Genomic DNA, 15891 nt, shown 5'->3' on the forward strand with positions numbered 1-15891 from the left:
CCCACCCCAGCCAGTCGAGTTCTCATGATTCGGCTTTGACGCAATGCTTTACGGCAGAAACCTCAGAAAATTGGCTAGACATGGCAAGACCCGGCCCGACTGGGCTGGACGCCTATTCTGCCATGATTTCTGCCATGATTTTATGTGCGCCAAACGCCGATGGAATCGGAACTATGGCCAAAAAAATCACCTTCTCACCTGCCATGATTGACGCCCTTTGCGAGGGCAGCCTCGCAGATCCCATGACCCCGGGTCTGGCGATCGAAGTTCTCAAGTCCGGCAAGAAGCGCTGGCGCTACCGACGGCAGGTCGCGCGTCAGAAAGTCGTCGCCACGATCTTCGGCGGCCTCTTTCCCGCCCAATCCATGGCGGAGGCCCGTGAATGGGCACGGGAGCTCAACACCCAGACTGAAGCCGGTATCGACCCACGCGCCGTCCAGCGCGCTGAGAAAGCGCGCAACGAAATGACCGTGGCCAAAGCACATGGCCTCTACATGATCGCTGTTCATGAAGGGCGGTCATCGCGCGCAAAGCGGATCAACAAGCCGCGAACCATCAAGGACAAGATGGATGTCTACAACCACGACATCGGCCCCGCGCTTGGCAGCCGCAACATCTATGAAGTCACCGAAAGGGATCTCATCAATCTGGTGGAAGCCAAGGGCAAGACCGCCAAGGTCAGGGCCAATCGCTTGGCCGCCGAACTGAAGGTTATTTTCGGCTGGGCGGCTTCCTTGCGCGGGCTTGAAGTTGGGCTGGAGACGGATCCGTCAAAGCGCTTGGGCGACCTGCGTTTTCCAGAAAAAGCGCGAACCCGCAAACTCAGCCATCTCGAACTCGAATGGTTCCTTCAGGCTCTGGTCGAGGAAGAGCATGATTTTCAGCGAGGTATGTTGCTCTGCCTCCTGTCAGCCGCGCGCATTTCCGAAATGGCGAGAGCCAGAAGCGACGAGATCGTCAACGGAGTGTGGATCATTCCGTCAGCGCGCGCAAAAAACTCCTTCGAACATAAAATCGCGCTCGGGCCTTGGGGACGTTCCCTCATGCAGACGAATCACGATTGGGTATTTCCGGCCCTCACCATCGACGGACCTCGCAACAATTCGGTCTGGTACAAATGCCGTGACCGGGTGCTTACCCGTATGGAAAAGCTGGCCGGACACCCGATCGAGCGTTTCACACCCCATGATTTCCGGCGGACAGCGCGCTCCAATACAAAGCGGCTCAAGGTCGATTTCGAGACGGCCGAAGCCATGCTCAATCACGTCAAAAAGGGCATGGAAAGGACCTATGACCTTTATGAGATGGAAGACGAAAAGCGAAACTGGTTTCTGAAATGGGAGGAGGAAGTCGCTTCCATTGCAAAGCGCGTGGGGGTCGCTGCGGCACTAGGCGTGCCAGACGCACAGGCTTCGATTGGCTATTCCTTTACGGTGAGGGTAGCGAAAGGGGCAGGTGGCGCGCCATCGTATAATTTCGATGCCGCCAAATCTCGCGCAGATGGGCAATCTTCCCGAACCAACGCCAGAATCACATTTCCCCAGATGCTGGGAAAAGGGCACAGACCAGACTGAAGTCCTGACGATAACGGTAGGAACGCGACGCGCAGGATAATGCAGACTTCCTGCGCACCTTCTCCTGGATATGCCGTAAGCCTCGCATGTCGTTGCTCAAAGCTCTTCAAGGGCGCTCGCAAGATGCGGCAGGCGTCTGGCAATTGCAGCGGCAACACTTTCATGGATGTTCTGCGCAAAGTCATGCGGCATCTGCGCCAGTGCAGCATCAGTTGCATAGGCAGCGCGATCGAGCAATTCCGCGATCGCGTCGCGCATGGTGACAGTGCCAAGACCAGTTGCCTTGCCCGTCTGCACAAAATGCCGCCCCATCACTTCGGCGATCCGGTAATGGCGGTTCCTGCCCGCTGACATCGCCAGACGGAATTTATTCTGGGCAATCTGTCCTTTATCAAAGGCTGGCTGCGCCGACAGAACATCATAGAATGGGGTCAAGCTGTAACGCCCCCCCGGCTTCAGAAAGATACTGAAATTTTTCGCGTGGCCGTCAGTTGCTCCGATCAGCCAGAATACAATCTGGCTTTTGAAGAAGGCGATCTGATCGGACTGCGCGTCATCCGCGCCTTTCAGCAATCCCAAAATGTCGCGCATGCCGGGGCCACCATCACTTTGATACTTGAGCGTAGGCGGGATACCGAGCGCCTGACAGCCATCTTCCTGCGGCAACCTGATAATGTGTTGAGCGTTGCGCCATTGGCGATCAAATCTCTCGACCACCAGCACGCGGCGCGCACCAAACGACGCGATCTGCGTCTGAGCCACCTTGAGGCCAAACGCCTCCATGACCTTCATGCAATAATGCTCATTATCCACGCTGTCGGACATGTCTATCATGCCATCTGATGTCGGTACCTGACCTAGCTGCGGCTTGAGAATATGCGTCGTCGGGGTGCTTCCCATCGGGCGAAGCCAGCGCCCGTCCAAACGCAGCAATGCGGTTTTCTCCTGCGCGCCCGCCACCGAAATGCGGAATTCGCGATCCCGGTCCAGTCCGAGCGGCGTCTGAGCGAGATCGGCAAGCATCGCTTCAATGTCCGAATCGCTGACCGCTTCGCCCCTGATGGTCAGATCGTCGACCTGTCCACTCTCTGGCCGAAATTGCATCGCGCCGACGCAATCGCGCCCGATGGCTTCGAGAAGGCTATAGAAGTCTGTTCCTTGCGACCCCATACGTTCAGCCACGCGGCGGCGAACGACATCGCGATCCGGGAGCAGATTGTCGAACACTGCGGCAACTTCAGCACCGCGATAGGCGTTAGGGACCAAAGGCAGCGACAGCGACACAGCGAAGCGATGCTCCCATTCGAGCCAGCTTGTCGCATATTGAAAACTGATCGCGCCATTGGCCGTCTTTTCCAGACGGCCAATGCAACGGCCATTGATCAGCACGTCCAGCGGAACATGGGCTTTTCTGCGCGCCATGTCAGAAAACGTCCGCTATATCTTTGCCATCTTTTCGGCGCGGTATGATCTGGAGATCGAGGTCAAGCACCGCGATCACCTGGAGCAGCGTATCGAGCTTGGTTCCGTCATTGCCGTTTTCAATGGCCGAAATGGTCTTTTGCTGCTTGCCGATCAGGCTTGCCAGTTGTTGCTGAGTCATGTTGCGCCCTAGTCGTACGCTCCGAATGAGCGCGCCGAGCTGATTGGGCAGTCGCACAATCTGATCCATGGGAAACCTCCATCGATCACGAGACATACCCCCAAAGGTATAAAATATCAATATACCCTACAGGGTGTACTTTTACGATATCCCTTTAAGGGTATAATCGCACCCTAAACCTTGCGGGGCATCGCGCCGTAGACAATGGATCTGCTTCCAATGTAGACCGACCATCCGTCAACCTCGCTTATACAAGCGCAAGCAAGCTACCAAAGTGATCGGGAATCCAACCAACGCTCAACCTCTGCCCGACGGAATCTTGGGCAGGTGTGAAACTTGCTCAGGCCACTGCCAAGATCATATTCCCTCGGAAAACCGGGCAAACGACGCTTACGAAGCCGATCAATTTGACGGCGTGACAATCGTGCGAGAAGAGCAAATTCATCCGCAGTTATGAATTCCGTCCCTGATACTCCATCATGGGCAAGATGCCTGATCGTGGCACGAGTACCAATCTTCACGACCAGCATCCTCGTTTCGCGAACCCATAGTCGCTTGCGAGGAAAGCCGCGAACGTGATCGGAGCCGGAATGAGCCCCCTCACCAGATTCATCGGGTTATGATTGAGCATCTTGCCGAGCTTTCGCTCAACTACGGCCACGGCATTAATGCAGACAACACCAGATTCACCAAAAGCGTGGCAAATCAAAAAACCGTATGTCATCAGATCAAAGCGGAAAAGTGCTCTAAACATGGATTAGGCCTCCGTTTCCGGAAACCTCGCGGGTATCATGAAGCGATATTGTTTTACGCTCACAGCAAAAAGGTGGCAAGGAGCATAATATGCTGACCAAACGAAAAGATTGGATAGCCGCGACATTACTGGACGTCATAAATCCAAAAATGAGCGCATAAATCATTTATCCGGAGGTCGCCTCTCTGACTGAATGATTCGCCGCCATACCGGTCGTTCAGGGCTCATGGTCGGGGCGTCGAAACCTGACTTACATTTACGCTGGCAGCAGTGCTGCCGAAAGACTGGGCCTGGGACAAGTACGAACCCGCTGGCGCGGGAGTGGTGCTTACCTTGAGGTCTGGCCAGTGATCGGCGGTCTGGGTCTAAGTTGAGGTCTGGTCCAGGTAGGCAGACGATTGTGGCTCCTTTCAACCAAGGAGTCGTATCATGACCAATGTTCTGTCTGATGCCCCCGTCACTTCGCTGCGTCAGCGCATGATCGAAGACATGAACATGCGCCGGTTCACGCGGAAGACCCAGTTCGATTACGTGCGGCATGTCGCGAGGTTCGCCACATATCTTGGGCGTCCTCCCGATACTGCGACCGTAGAAGATCTCCGGCAATTCCAGGTCGAACAGCGCGAGGCGGGCATAGGGATCCCGACCATGAACAGCATCGTTTCTGCGCTGCGTTTCTTTTTCACGCACACCATTGATCGTCCCGATCTGTCCCGCAAGCTTTATACGGTCAAGAACCCTCGCGCATTGCCCGTTGTCCTCAGCCGCGACGAAGTCGTACTTCTGCTCGGTGCGACCAACTGCCTGAAGCACAAGGCCGCACTGTCCGTTGCTTATGGCGCTGGCTTGCGCGCCGCCGAAGTGACGATGCTGAAGGTCCGCGATGTCGACAGCAAGGTAAGCGCGCAAAGCGCAGCACCTGTTCACTGACATCGGCATGATTGATTGTGTCCACGAGGAGATCGTGGACACAATGACATTGGATAGTGGGATTTCGGGGCGGCCCGGAGTGGTCAGTATTTCTCGCAATGGGAAGCGTCGGTATGATCCGATCTGGAAGGAGCGTTTAATCGCAGCAGCCCTTGAACCGGGGGTCTCGATTGCAAGGCTTGCACTGGAGCATGGGGTGAATGCCAACCAGTTGCGCAACTGGGTCAAAGTGCTTCGGGACCGACAGGGTGTGCGGGCACCGAAGAATGTGCCAGCCTGCGGGCCGTCAGCTTTCGTACCGGTTGTTGAAGTCACATCACCGGCACGCCTGCAATTGAAGGCATCGCTGCGCAATGGCGTTCTGCTTGAGCTGGCCAATGCGGATGCACACGCCCTATCTGTGTTCATCGAAGTGCTGGGGCGTTGCAATGTTCCGGCTCGCTGAAAATCTGCGCGTCTATCTCCACCGGGATCCGATCGATTTCCGCTGTGGGATCAACAGTCTTGCGATCCTGGTCGAGCAATCGATGGGCCTTAATCCGTTCGAGCGCGCGGCGTTCGCCTTCTGCAACCGGCGTCGGACCCGGATGAAGCTCCTGTTCTTTGAGCGGTCCGGCTTTGTCCTGGTGTTGAAGGCGCTGACGGAAGATAAGTTCCGGTGGCCCCGACGTGCGGAAACGGTGGTGGCGCTCACCGCCGAGCAATTGCGATGGCTGCTGGACGGGATCGATATCGACGCGATGGTCCCTCATCCGGTGCGGCAATATCAGTTTGTTGGCTAAAGGCTGTTGACGCGGGAGGGGGCTTTCGATTCAAGACTGTGATGGATCAAGCTGGCGCTCCCACTGTTGCGGAATTGATGGCGCTTCTGGCGACCAAAGCCGCCGAGATCGCGACATTGGAGGCCGAGAAAGACGCCCTTGCACGGCGCATCCTGAAGCTTGAGGAGGAACTGGCGCTGGCGCGGCTGCACCGCTTTGCGCCACGCAGCGAAAAGCACATGGATCGTATCTTCAACGAAGCCGAGCAGGCCTCCCATGAGGGTGATGCAGGCGAAGATCACGACGATATCGATGAGCCGGACGCGGCCGATCTTCCCGATACGGAATTGCCGGAGACGCAAAAGCCCGCAGGCAAAAAGCGCGGTCGCAAGCCGCTGCCCGCCAACCTGCCGCGCCAACGCGTCGAGTATGACCTTGCCGAGGACCAGCAGGTCTGTCCGTGCTGCAGCGGCCGGATGCATCGCATGGGCGAGGTCGTTACCGAGCAGCTTCACGTCGAGGTAAAAGCCACGGTTCTGCAGAATGTCCGCGCCAAATATGCATGCCGCCATTGCGACCGCACCGGGATCACGACGCCGATCATCCTTGCCCCGATGCCCGCACAGCCCTTGCCGGGCAGCATTGCCACGGCCTCGACGCTGGCCTTCGCCCTTGTTCATAAATACGTAGACGGCACACCCCTCTATCGTCTGGCGCAAACCTTCGAGCGTGCGGGCGTGCCGGTCAGCCGTGGAGCTCTGGGCCATTGGGTGATTGGTTCAAGCCAGAGGCACCTGTATCGCATCTATGACGCCCTGAAGCTGCGCCTCCAGTCTCAGGATGTCATCCATGGCGATGAGACGACGGTTCAGGTTCTGAAGGAAGAAGACAAGGCCCCTACCAGCACTTCGTATATGTGGGCGTACCGCAGCGGCGAGGACAGCCAGCAGCCAATCGTGCTGTTCGACTATCAGCCCGGTCGTGGGCAGGAATATCCGCAGACCTTCCTTGGCGACTATCGCGGCATCCTGATGAGTGACGGGTACTCGGCCTGGCGCACATTGAAAGGCGCCACCCATCTGGGATGCATGGCTCACGCGAGACGGCGCTTTGCCGACGCCCTCAAGGCGAGAAAGAAACCGGGCGGGACGCCCGCACAAGCCCTCAAGTTCTTCGATCAGCTCTACCGGATCGAAAGGCAGGCCCGGGACGAAATACCCGTCGAGGGAGAAACGCAGGCCGACACCATGCGTCGCTTCCGCCAGAAACATAGCGTCCCGGTCCTCAATGCCCTCAAAGCGTGGCTCGAAGCCATCGCACCCAAGGTCGTGCCCGACACCAAGCTTGGCGATGCGGTCTCCTACACCCTCAACCAGTGGGGGTATCTGATGCGCTATGCCCAAGACGGCAGAATGCCGATCGACAACAATCTTCTCGAACGCGACATCAGGATATTTGCAACAGGCAGAAAATCCTGGCTTTTCTGTGATACCCCGGACGGAGCACGGGCCAGCGCCGTCATCTACAGCCTGATGTTGACTTGCCGCGCCTGTGGCGTCGAGCCTCTCGCCTGGCTACGCCATGTGCTCACACAGCTGCCCCAGCGCCCACACGGCGCCGATATCGACGACCTGCTGCCATTCAACTTCAAGAAACAAGCCTGAAGCGCCACCCGCGTTCCGCGCCATGCTCCCCTGCGTCATTTATGATCCCCGCCCACCAGCGTGATCCGCGCGCTATGAAATGCGCGCTTACACAGCAAGCGCATGCTCCTGCGAGTGGAGCGTGGTAAAGGCGGGCGCTATCGCAATGCGCTCCTGCCCGCTGACCTTCTTGCCCTTTTACGCGAGTGGTGGACGGTTGGCCGCAAGCAGGGCGTCATGCACGCCGATGGCTGGCTGTTCCCGGGCATACATTATCTTAAGCCGCTTAGTACTCGACAGCTCCATCGCATCGTTGTCGATGCTGCCGAGTCCGCGGGTATCAAGAAGCGGGTTGGCCCTCACACCCTGCGACACAGCTTCGCCACGCATCTGCTGGAAGACGGCGTCGATATTCGGATCATCCAGGCACTGCTCGGGCATGCGAACCTCGAGACCACCGCTTTCTACACCACGGTCGCAACTCGAACGGTGCGCGCGGTCATCAGTCCGCTGGACAAGTTGACGACGCTGCTCGAGGCGCAGGTGGCTCCTCCCGGCTGAGCCGGTGCGCGCCTCGCTCGAGGTCGCCGATATCTTCCGTAGCGCCGGGCCCGCCTATCGGGCGGCCCATGCCGGGCATCTGAGCCTCGGCCAACTCAAGGTCATGACGGCGATTGAGAACTGCCGCACCTCCGCGCTGGGCGGCCACGTCGAGGCCTGCGACGACTGTGGGCACTGGCGGATCGCCTACAACTCATGCCGCAACCGGCACTGTCCCAAGTGCCAGGGCGCGGCGGCGCGCACCTGGCTGGCCGCGCGCGGGGCCGATCTATTGCCGGTCGGTTACTTCCACGTCGTGTTCACGGTGCCTACCGAGATCGCGGACATTGCGTGGCAGAACAAGGCGGCGGTCTATGACCTGCTGTTCCGCGCCGCCGCGGACACGATGCTGACCATCGCCGCCGATCCCAAGCACCTCGGCGCGCGGGTCGGCATCACCGCCGTGCTGCACACATGGGGATCGGCGCTGACCCATCACCCGCATGTGCACATGATCGTGCCCGGCGGTGGCATTACGCTCGACGGTACGCGGTGGATATCGTCACGCCCTGCCTTCCTGCTGCCGGTGCGCGTGCTGGGCGCGTTGTTCCGTCGGCTGTTCCTTACGCGCCTCTTGGCGTTGTTCGATGCTGGCAAGCTGGCTTTCTTCAGCACCTTGGCGAGCCTGGCGACACGCAAGGCGTTCCTGAGGTATCTGTCGCCCATCCGGAAGAAGCGCTGGGTGGTCTATGCCAAGCCGCCCTTCGCCGCGCCGCAGGCCGTGCTGGCCTATCTCTCGCGCTACACCCACCGCGTTGCCATCTCGAACCGGCGCCTCATTGCCTTCGACGAGACCGGCGTGACGTTCCGGTACAAGGATTATCGCCGCGACGGGGACCAGCGCCAGCAGGTCACGACGCTGGCCACCGACGAGTTCATCCGCCGCTTCCTGACCCACGTCCTGCCGCGTGGCTTCCACCGCATCCGGCACTATGGCCTGCTCGCCAGTTCAACGCACAAGGACGCCATGGCGCTCGCCCGCAGGCTGCTTGGAGCTGCTGCGCCGATCGAAGAGCCCGAACCCGACGAGCCACCTGATCACCGCCCGCCATGCCCGTGCTGCGGCGGGCACATGACCATCATTGAGGACTTCGCCCGCTGGTGCCAACCACGCGCACCGCCATCATCGGCACGGCCCGCCCGGGAGAACGCGCCATGATCCGGCATGGCCTGCTTATCATCCATCCTGCCAAAACGGCGTGGCAGGAAACCAAGGCGCATGCGCTCAACGCCAGTCATACGGTTATAGCCAAGCACAAAGGCAGCAACATACACCGGTTAGGCTGCGTACTCTGGACAGAATATCCGCCATTTGGTCGCTGCACATCGTACAATACCAACGGTCGCGCTATTCAGGCCAACGGCGCCAACCCGAAATTCCCATAGCTAATCGCCTGTCCCCCCGCGGGTCGTACTTGTAAGACTTTCGTACGCCTGCCGGCGCCCGAAACCCTTCGACAAAGCCGCCCTTCCTGTGCAATCGGCTAAACGTCGGCTTTCGAATGAAATGAGCCGGTCGGCGATCATGCGCACAACTTCACTGAGGTTACCTCAATATGAATCTTTGGCCTTGCGGGACTGCCCATCTTCACGCTCGCAATAGGGAACATAAGGCGTGAACAGAGAATCGGGATCTGACCATTGCTAAAGGTTTAGTGGAAAAGTAGGCCGAACGTCGCCGAGGTCAGCTTTAAGGCGTCAGGGCTAATTGATCGCAAGTTGGAGGCCTTGCGATCAGCGCGATCTCTGCCTTAACAAGGAAAAATTATGAAACGTCTTGCTTTCGCAGTCGCTCTTTTGATTTCCACTGGGGTAGAAGCGCAAACGCTTCGACGCGTGCCCCTAATCGGGTACGTCGACCGAAGCGGGCAGATCATCGAACCCGCTCAGTGGGAGGCCGGATCACCACACTTCCTTGGTGATTGGGTGGCCGTTCGGCGCGACGGAAAGGCCGGATTCTTGAATCTTCGCACACGCGCGACCACTGGCCTGATTTTCGATGAAGTGAACGAAGACCTTCTTTTTCGCCATAAATTGTTTGCTCATGGGCCCGAGCCTGTCCGCGTTGGCGACAAATGGGGTTATGCTGACCAAACTGGCAGGATAGTGATAGAGCCACGCTTTGCGGGTGCACGGTCCTTTGATGAAGCCGGACTCGCGATTATCCAAATCCCCGCTAAGGATGGTTATGGCTTGTCTGCGGGCATGATCGACCGAAGTGGGCGCGTTGTTGTCGAACCACGCTACGGAATTATTAGGCCATTTGGAGGTCATACGCTGACCGGGGTAAGCAAAGATGGTCTGTTTGGTGCAATCGACCGCACTGGACGTGAGGTAATATCGATGCGTTTTGCCGCGATTGGTGGTTTTGCTGCCAACGGGCTGGCTCCCGCGACACTAACAGGCGGTTACGGCATGGGATCTTCACGTTGGGGCTTTGTTGACGCCACTGGCAATTTCGTGATCCCAGAGCGTTTCAATTCTGCCGACGATTTCGAGAGGCCTCCATCGGATGGCGAACTTTATGCGCCTGCGGGGCTCGCACGCGTGACACTGTTATCTGGTGAGAACGCCTACATCGACGCGAAGGGTGAGGTAGTAACACGCTTCCCAGCAGGGATAGGAGTCTGGGGCATCAGCCCTAATGGGCTGGCCCGTTTTCAAGACTCTTCCAATGGCCGTTACGGCTTTGCCGATGCCAAGACAGGTTTGATCGTCATCCCCGCGCGATTTTCGGGGGCCAGCGCCTTCGACGATCATGGCCTTGCCGCAGCCAAGGAAAATGAACGCGCAGGATATATTCACGCCGACGGACAATGGGCATTTCCACCTCGCTTCACCGCAACATCCCGCTTCGACTCAATAGGTCTGGCACGCGTCACCGAGGAAGGGCGAACCGAGCTTATTGACCGCAACGGGAAGGTGGTCACGACACTGGCGCATGGCGATCAATTTTTCATTCAAGACAATGACTTCTCTGCATTCAATGTTTTTCCTGGTCAAGAAGAGGCACCGACACAACACTTCGGCACCTGGGCTCTTGATGCAACATTGTATGCTGTACCACGGATGCCATCCCTTATGCCGACCACAACGGGCAAAATTCGCCTTAGTTTCGCAAGTGACGATACTCTCGTACGTTGGCGTATCGAGACTGAGGGATGGGTCGTAACGCTGGTAAACGAGGAAGGGCCCAGTGGCGCGCCCTATGTGACTCGGATAACCCGTCTTGCGGACTTTCCCGCTGATGCTGAATCGCTGCTTACTTTATTAGCCCGGCAGTTCGACGGCCATTCAACACCAAGCGCTGCCGCCATTCCAGCGGCTAATGCTGCCCAAGCCGCTCAAGCAAAACAAGCTAGCCTCATCTTGGCAAACCGCGCCCGTTATCTCAGTCAACTGCGCGGTTCGACGTCAGACTTGACCCCTGCACTTGCCGCAATGCGTAAGCGCGTCTCCGAACAATTCGGCAAGCTGTCGGGTATGCCCTGCATGCCTCCTCAATGCGTTTATTGACCAAGGTCGAGCTACCGGAACCGTATGATTGGGCCGCTGAAATGTGCGCTTTTGGTGTGTTTGAATGGCGAAACAACTAAGAACATCCATTGGCTTAACCTGCCGGATGAGGATTTCTTAACTGGAATGGCCGAATGAGCGAAAGGCTTAAGGAGACAGAACCCGACGTTACCCTTTGATCAAGGAACGGCGTAGATTGGTCGCCCACTGCCGGGCGGTCGTGGGACCTGGCCGAATCTCTGCTTTAGAGAGTCTCACCCAAGAATGCAGCCATTCACGGCCCATAGAGAAGCCTATCGTCAGAAGCCGCGATACGCCCTATTTCGGACATCTGGGCGGCCAGGCGTTCACCCTAAAATACCGTTCGCAAACGGTCCCTTCCACTTATTGCGAGGAAACGCGTCGCCTCGTCTATGGATTGGTTGATGGTCGAGAATTGAACTCTGTCCTGCTTTGATCTAGCTTGTCCCTCGATCATGATCATTGCAAGGACGCTAAATGACCAGCCAAGTACTTCGCGACGAGCCGGGTAGCGAACTCCGCTTGGTGTCGGACGATGATGGCAGCGAGCGCTATGAGGTGAAATGCCAAGGCATGAAGCTCCAGACATTCGATGCTTTCGAGGATGCGGAGTCCTTCTTCAATCGCTGGGCGCCTGAGATCGCTATTGAGATTGAGCGCTTCGATAAGCAAAGATGATCCTGTCCTCGACTGACTGATCGTCGCTTTCCAGCGGCAAAACTATCAAGCTGACGGCCCATTGATCAACGGCATCGTTTAACAACGCGCCGCGAATGGAACCGCAATGGCGACGATGCGGGACAAGTCCAGAGCGCGCGCATAGCCGTACGCCGAATGGATGAACTCACACCAATCTTCGCCTATATAAGGGCTGCGGACCGACCCAAGCGTCCGCCGATGGGGGACGATTGAGCGACCGGGACGACATCATCGCAGCAGCGAATGCGGGCACGCTGCCCGAGCTGTTCGTCAAACGGCTGCGCCGTCACCGCACCGACGAGCTCGGCAAGGCTTTCCGCGCGACCCTGGCCAAACTCCACAATGACGGCACGATCGATGTGCTGGAGCCCGCGCGGCAAATCGCGACATCACCGATCAACCAGCACGACTTCTTCACGGTGATGCACGTCTATAGCGAGCTGATCCCGGCGCTGGACGCCAGCGTCCCGGACATGCTCGCCGCCGTCAAAGCCCTGTCGACGCGCGCCGGCGAGGACCTCGCCTCGGGCATGGCCAATGGCGGCTATCGGACCTGGGCCGAACAGGGCAGCCGCGCTCGCGACACGTTCGAGACAATCAACCCCGAGGATGGTGACGACAGCGCCTATGTCTTCCTGGCGTTGCAGGCGCTGGCCAAGACCGAGCCCGATGCGGCGCTTGACCGCGCGATCCTCTATGTCGGCGGCAATGCCGGTCCGGCGCGGTCGGCCGCGGCCAAGGTGATCGGCACGTTCGATCTTACCGATCCCGACCGCCGTACCCGCGCTACCGACGCGCTCGTCGCCCATGCAGCGAGCGCCGACGACAACAGCCTCGGCCACGTCCTCGCGGCGATCTGCGAAATCGCTAAAGCTCACCCCGACACCCACAAAAAGGCCGCGGCGCTGATCGACGCCAATATCGAACGCACCGGCGACCATGCGATCCGCCAGCTATCGCTCGAACTGATGTTCCATGCCGACGAGCTACCGCCGGCCATCATAAAGCCCCTGACCGCGATCATGCACCGTGTTACGATCGGCAATCGCGGCACGATCCGCGACATTGGCGCGGCGGCGGGCAAGCTCGCCGACAAGAACCGCCTCGATGAAGCGCTGGCGCTGATCACGCCGTTGCTCTCACAGCATGAGGAGCTGACCTCCCTCGAGCCGCTCGGCAGCCTAAACTATCATCTGCTACAGTTACCAGCCGACGAACTCGCTCAAACCATCATCATCTGGCTGCTGGCGTGCGACCCCAATCTTGGCCGCGCTACCATGGCGCTAGTCGGCGACCATCGTGGCGATGCGCCGCTCATCCTCGATCCTCGCTCCGCGGCCGCCAGCCTCGACGACCCCGAGCGGCTGCTGCTCGCCCACCGGGCGATCGGCTGGCTGTTCGTCCATCCGGTCACTGCCGCGTCGCTGGTGGTCCGCCTGCTCGACGGCGCCGGCGACTCTGCGCAGCGCACGATCGCCAAACTGTTGTTCGATCCGCTGCTGATCAACTTCTCAGGGTCGGTCGGCGACTGGATTGCCGAACAGGCCAGGGTTCCGGGTCATCCATCGCAAGCCGTCCTCAACGATCTCGTCACGCGGCTCGAAGCCTATATCGACGGGTTGCGCGCGCCCGGCCGGATCAAGGAGCTACGGCCATCGGAGCGCGAGCGTCTGATCGAGAACCATCGCCAGCATGAGTCGATGCGCCAGGCCTATAAGGCATCGGAGAAGACCTCGATCCTCGCCTCACTCGCAACGCGCCAAGTGCTGCTCTACGGGACTCGTTCAATCAGCTATTTCAAGGGAATGGGCGGTAAGCAGCAGCGCAGCGAGATGAAGATGCACAGCTTTAGCCATAGCGTTGAATCGCCCCGCCTGGACATCCTCGAGCCGTTCGACCTCGACTATATGCTGCGCGTGTTTCGCGCGATGAAGACCGCGCCATGAAACTCGTCATCCGGGAATATCTGGCGTCGCTTAAGGAGCGCGACGAACTCGACGCGGTTCTGCCCGACCTGCTGACCGAACTGGGCTTCACGGTCTATTCGCGGCCGGCGCGTGGCACGCGCCAATATGGCGTCGATGTCGCCGCGGTCGGCCCCGGCCAAGACGGTATCCGCCGCGTGCATCTGTTCTCGGTCAAGTCGGGCGACCTCGGCCGCAACGAATGGAATACGGCGAGCCCGCAAAGTCTCAGACCGTCGCTCGATGAGATTCTCGATCATTACATCGGCAGCCGCATCCCGCCCGAATATGCGAGCCTCCCGATCGCGATTTGTCTGACCTTCGGCGGTGCGATCGACGAGCAGGTCCGCGCCGAAGTGACGGGTTATATGACCCGCAACACCACGCCCAAGATCAGCTTCGAGGAGTGGAACGGCGATCGGCTGGCACAGGTCATTCTCGACGGCATCTTGCGCGAGGGTCTGCTGCCAGCACCGCAACGCAGTCATTTGCGCAAGGCCGTAGCGATGGTCGAGGAGCCCGACATAGCGCTCGACCATTTCCAGAAACTGCTGCGCGCACTCGCCGACCAGCCCGGCACGACGCCCGCAGCCCGGCTCAGTCAGGCGCGGCTGATCAACATCTGTCTGTGGATCATGTTTGTCTGGGCGCGCGAGGCCGAGAATGTCGAGGCGCCGTACCGGGCCAGCGAACTGGCGCTGCTTGAGGTATGGCAGCTCCTGAAGACCGACATCGCCAGGACCTCGAGAGCAAGCGAAGCCGCCAGCCTCGTCCTCAACGAACTGGCCGAACTCCATTTTACGATCTGGGATGCGCTCTTCGAGGACAAAATCCTGCCGGCTGCCCAGATCCGTCACGCCATCTCGACTGCGGTCGAAAGCCACGCCGCGCTCGATATCAACCTCAAGCTGTTCGATCTCGTCGGTCGGCTGGCGCTGCGCGGGCTATGGCTGGTCTGGCAATTGTCGCCGGCGAGCGGCCCTGTTGTTCTCACCAATGACTATCTCAATACGCGCCCGGCGCTTATCCGTAACACCACCCGAGCGACCGTCAAGCAGATCGACCGGCTGATCGAAGCGATGATGGCGATCGTCAGCAACAATCGCGCGCTGCTTTCGCCGATCGGCGACTGGCAAGCGATCGACATTGGTCTCGCCTTCACCCTGCTCGCCTGTCGTCCAGGCGCACATGGCGCGATTGATCAATGGGCCGAGGAACTCGCCAAGCACTCGATGTTCGCGTTCAAAGCGCATGGCCGCTACCCGATCACCAGCCGCTCCTATTGGGATCTCGTCGATCATCCGTCCGAGCGCAACGACGAGTATCGCACCCAATCGACCGAGGGCAGCATCCTCTATCCACTACTAGCGGCCTGGTCAGCGGCCAGAGGCGAGCAAACGCTGTTCGACGAGATTGCAAGATTCAGCAAGGACGCCCTTGCACATTGCACGTTGCAGACCTGGTTGCCTGACGAGGATAGCGAGGACAATCTTTATCTCAACCGCGACAGCCACGGGGCGGCGCTAGCCAGAATTCCAGTGACCGAGGGCACGCGCGACGCGCTCGATTTCATCCTCGCCGAGGCGAAGGCCAACAAACATTATGACCAGCTCACGGCAGTGAAGCTCGGCCATTGGCCGATCGTGCTGACCGCTTGCCGCGCACATCGCCTGCCGGTGCCGCCGCAAGTCTGGCGCGACCTGCTGCCCCATGTCAGGCGGCCAGCTAGGAACCCGGTCCAGTCGCCCGATTACGGCGCGCTTAAGCCACCAGACGCTGGACTGAATAGCCCCTAGTTGGAGCCTCTCTTATCGATAGCGGTCTGA

Annotated in this window: 12 protein-coding genes and 2 pseudogenes; 11 read left to right on the forward strand and 3 right to left on the reverse strand. The window is 59.1% G+C overall.

The features are described from left to right. Window positions 1-173 precede the first annotated feature (173 nt). Entirely contained in the window at window positions 174-1574 is a 1401-nt protein-coding gene (locus tag PQ467_RS19545) for a tyrosine-type recombinase/integrase (RefSeq protein WP_274177207.1), read from the forward strand. A gap of 96 nt (window positions 1575-1670) precedes the next feature. Here PQ467_RS19545 and PQ467_RS19550 read toward each other — a convergent pair whose 3' ends face one another. From PQ467_RS19550 to PQ467_RS19560, 3 genes are all read right to left on the reverse strand, one after another. Continuing rightward, window positions 1671-2996, reverse strand: a complete 1326-nt coding sequence (locus PQ467_RS19550) for a type II toxin-antitoxin system HipA family toxin (RefSeq protein WP_274177208.1) — start codon at window positions 2994-2996, stop codon at window positions 1671-1673. A gap of 1 nt (window position 2997) precedes the next feature. Next, window positions 2998-3246: a helix-turn-helix domain-containing protein gene (locus PQ467_RS19555; protein WP_274177209.1), complete on the reverse strand. Its 249-nt coding sequence runs from the start codon at window positions 3244-3246 to the stop codon at window positions 2998-3000. A 448-nt stretch (window positions 3247-3694) separates the two neighbouring features. Continuing rightward, entirely contained in the window at window positions 3695-3931 is a 237-nt protein-coding gene (locus PQ467_RS19560) for a hypothetical protein (RefSeq protein ID WP_274177210.1), read from the reverse strand. A gap of 429 nt (window positions 3932-4360) precedes the next feature. Between PQ467_RS19560 and PQ467_RS19565 the strand changes: the two are divergent. From PQ467_RS19565 to PQ467_RS19610, 10 genes and pseudogenes are all read left to right on the forward strand, one after another. Continuing rightward, a pseudogene (locus tag PQ467_RS19565) lies at window positions 4361-4828 on the forward strand (tyrosine-type recombinase/integrase); the annotation flags it as partial. A 76-nt stretch (window positions 4829-4904) separates the two neighbouring features. Then, window positions 4905-5306, forward strand: coding sequence for an IS66-like element accessory protein TnpA (gene tnpA / locus PQ467_RS19570; protein ID WP_274177211.1), 402 nt, complete (start codon window positions 4905-4907; stop codon window positions 5304-5306). Continuing rightward, window positions 5290-5643: an IS66 family insertion sequence element accessory protein TnpB gene (tnpB, locus tag PQ467_RS19575; protein ID WP_274177212.1), complete on the forward strand. Its 354-nt coding sequence runs from the start codon at window positions 5290-5292 to the stop codon at window positions 5641-5643. The genes tnpA and tnpB overlap by 17 nt, the downstream gene beginning before the upstream one ends. Before the next feature lie 41 nt (window positions 5644-5684). Beyond that, entirely contained in the window at window positions 5685-7286 is a 1602-nt protein-coding gene (gene tnpC, locus PQ467_RS19580; protein ID WP_274177213.1) for an IS66 family transposase, read from the forward strand. Window positions 7287-7373: 87 nt separating this feature from the next. Beyond that, window positions 7374-7826: pseudogene (locus PQ467_RS19585) on the forward strand (tyrosine-type recombinase/integrase); the annotation flags it as partial. Between the two features lie 4 nt (window positions 7827-7830). Further along, window positions 7831-9024, forward strand: a complete 1194-nt coding sequence (locus PQ467_RS19590; protein ID WP_274177214.1) for an IS91 family transposase — start codon at window positions 7831-7833, stop codon at window positions 9022-9024. Between the two features lie 608 nt (window positions 9025-9632). Then, a complete protein-coding gene (locus PQ467_RS19595) occupies window positions 9633-11381 on the forward strand; it encodes a WG repeat-containing protein (RefSeq protein ID WP_274177215.1) in 1749 nt (582 codons plus the stop codon). A 498-nt stretch (window positions 11382-11879) separates the two neighbouring features. Beyond that, window positions 11880-12080, forward strand: coding sequence for a hypothetical protein (locus tag PQ467_RS19600; protein ID WP_274177216.1), 201 nt, complete (start codon window positions 11880-11882; stop codon window positions 12078-12080). A gap of 230 nt (window positions 12081-12310) precedes the next feature. Continuing rightward, window positions 12311-14047, forward strand: a complete 1737-nt coding sequence (locus PQ467_RS19605; RefSeq protein WP_274177217.1) for a hypothetical protein — start codon at window positions 12311-12313, stop codon at window positions 14045-14047. Next, window positions 14044-15861 carry a hypothetical protein gene (locus tag PQ467_RS19610; protein ID WP_274177218.1) on the forward strand — a complete coding sequence of 606 codons (1818 nt, stop codon included), beginning with the start codon at window positions 14044-14046 and terminating at the stop codon, window positions 15859-15861. Before PQ467_RS19605 ends, PQ467_RS19610 begins: the two co-directional genes overlap by 4 nt. Window positions 15862-15891: the final 30 nt, after the last annotated feature.

Source organism: Novosphingobium sp. KACC 22771 (genome assembly GCF_028736195.1).
Classification (GTDB): Bacteria; Pseudomonadota; Alphaproteobacteria; order Sphingomonadales; family Sphingomonadaceae; genus Novosphingobium.

Excerpts from the sequence above, each read along its gene's own strand:
- PQ467_RS19545 (WP_274177207.1), top strand. The coding sequence starts at position 174 with ATGGCCAAAAAAATCACCTTCTCACCTGCCATGATTGACGCCCTTTGC.
- tnpC (WP_274177213.1), top strand. The coding sequence starts at position 5,685 with ATGGATCAAGCTGGCGCTCCCACTGTTGCGGAATTGATGGCGCTTCTG.
- PQ467_RS19595 (WP_274177215.1), top strand. The coding sequence starts at position 9,633 with ATGAAACGTCTTGCTTTCGCAGTCGCTCTTTTGATTTCCACTGGGGTA.
- PQ467_RS19550 (WP_274177208.1), bottom strand. The coding sequence starts at position 2,996 with ATGGCGCGCAGAAAAGCCCATGTTCCGCTGGACGTGCTGATCAATGGC.
- tnpB (WP_274177212.1), top strand. The coding sequence starts at position 5,290 with ATGTTCCGGCTCGCTGAAAATCTGCGCGTCTATCTCCACCGGGATCCG.
- PQ467_RS19555 (WP_274177209.1), bottom strand. The coding sequence starts at position 3,246 with ATGGATCAGATTGTGCGACTGCCCAATCAGCTCGGCGCGCTCATTCGG.
- tnpA (WP_274177211.1), top strand. The coding sequence starts at position 4,905 with ATGACATTGGATAGTGGGATTTCGGGGCGGCCCGGAGTGGTCAGTATT.
- PQ467_RS19560 (WP_274177210.1), bottom strand. The coding sequence starts at position 3,931 with ATGTTTAGAGCACTTTTCCGCTTTGATCTGATGACATACGGTTTTTTG.
- PQ467_RS19610 (WP_274177218.1), top strand. The coding sequence starts at position 14,044 with ATGAAACTCGTCATCCGGGAATATCTGGCGTCGCTTAAGGAGCGCGAC.
- PQ467_RS19600 (WP_274177216.1), top strand. The coding sequence starts at position 11,880 with ATGACCAGCCAAGTACTTCGCGACGAGCCGGGTAGCGAACTCCGCTTG.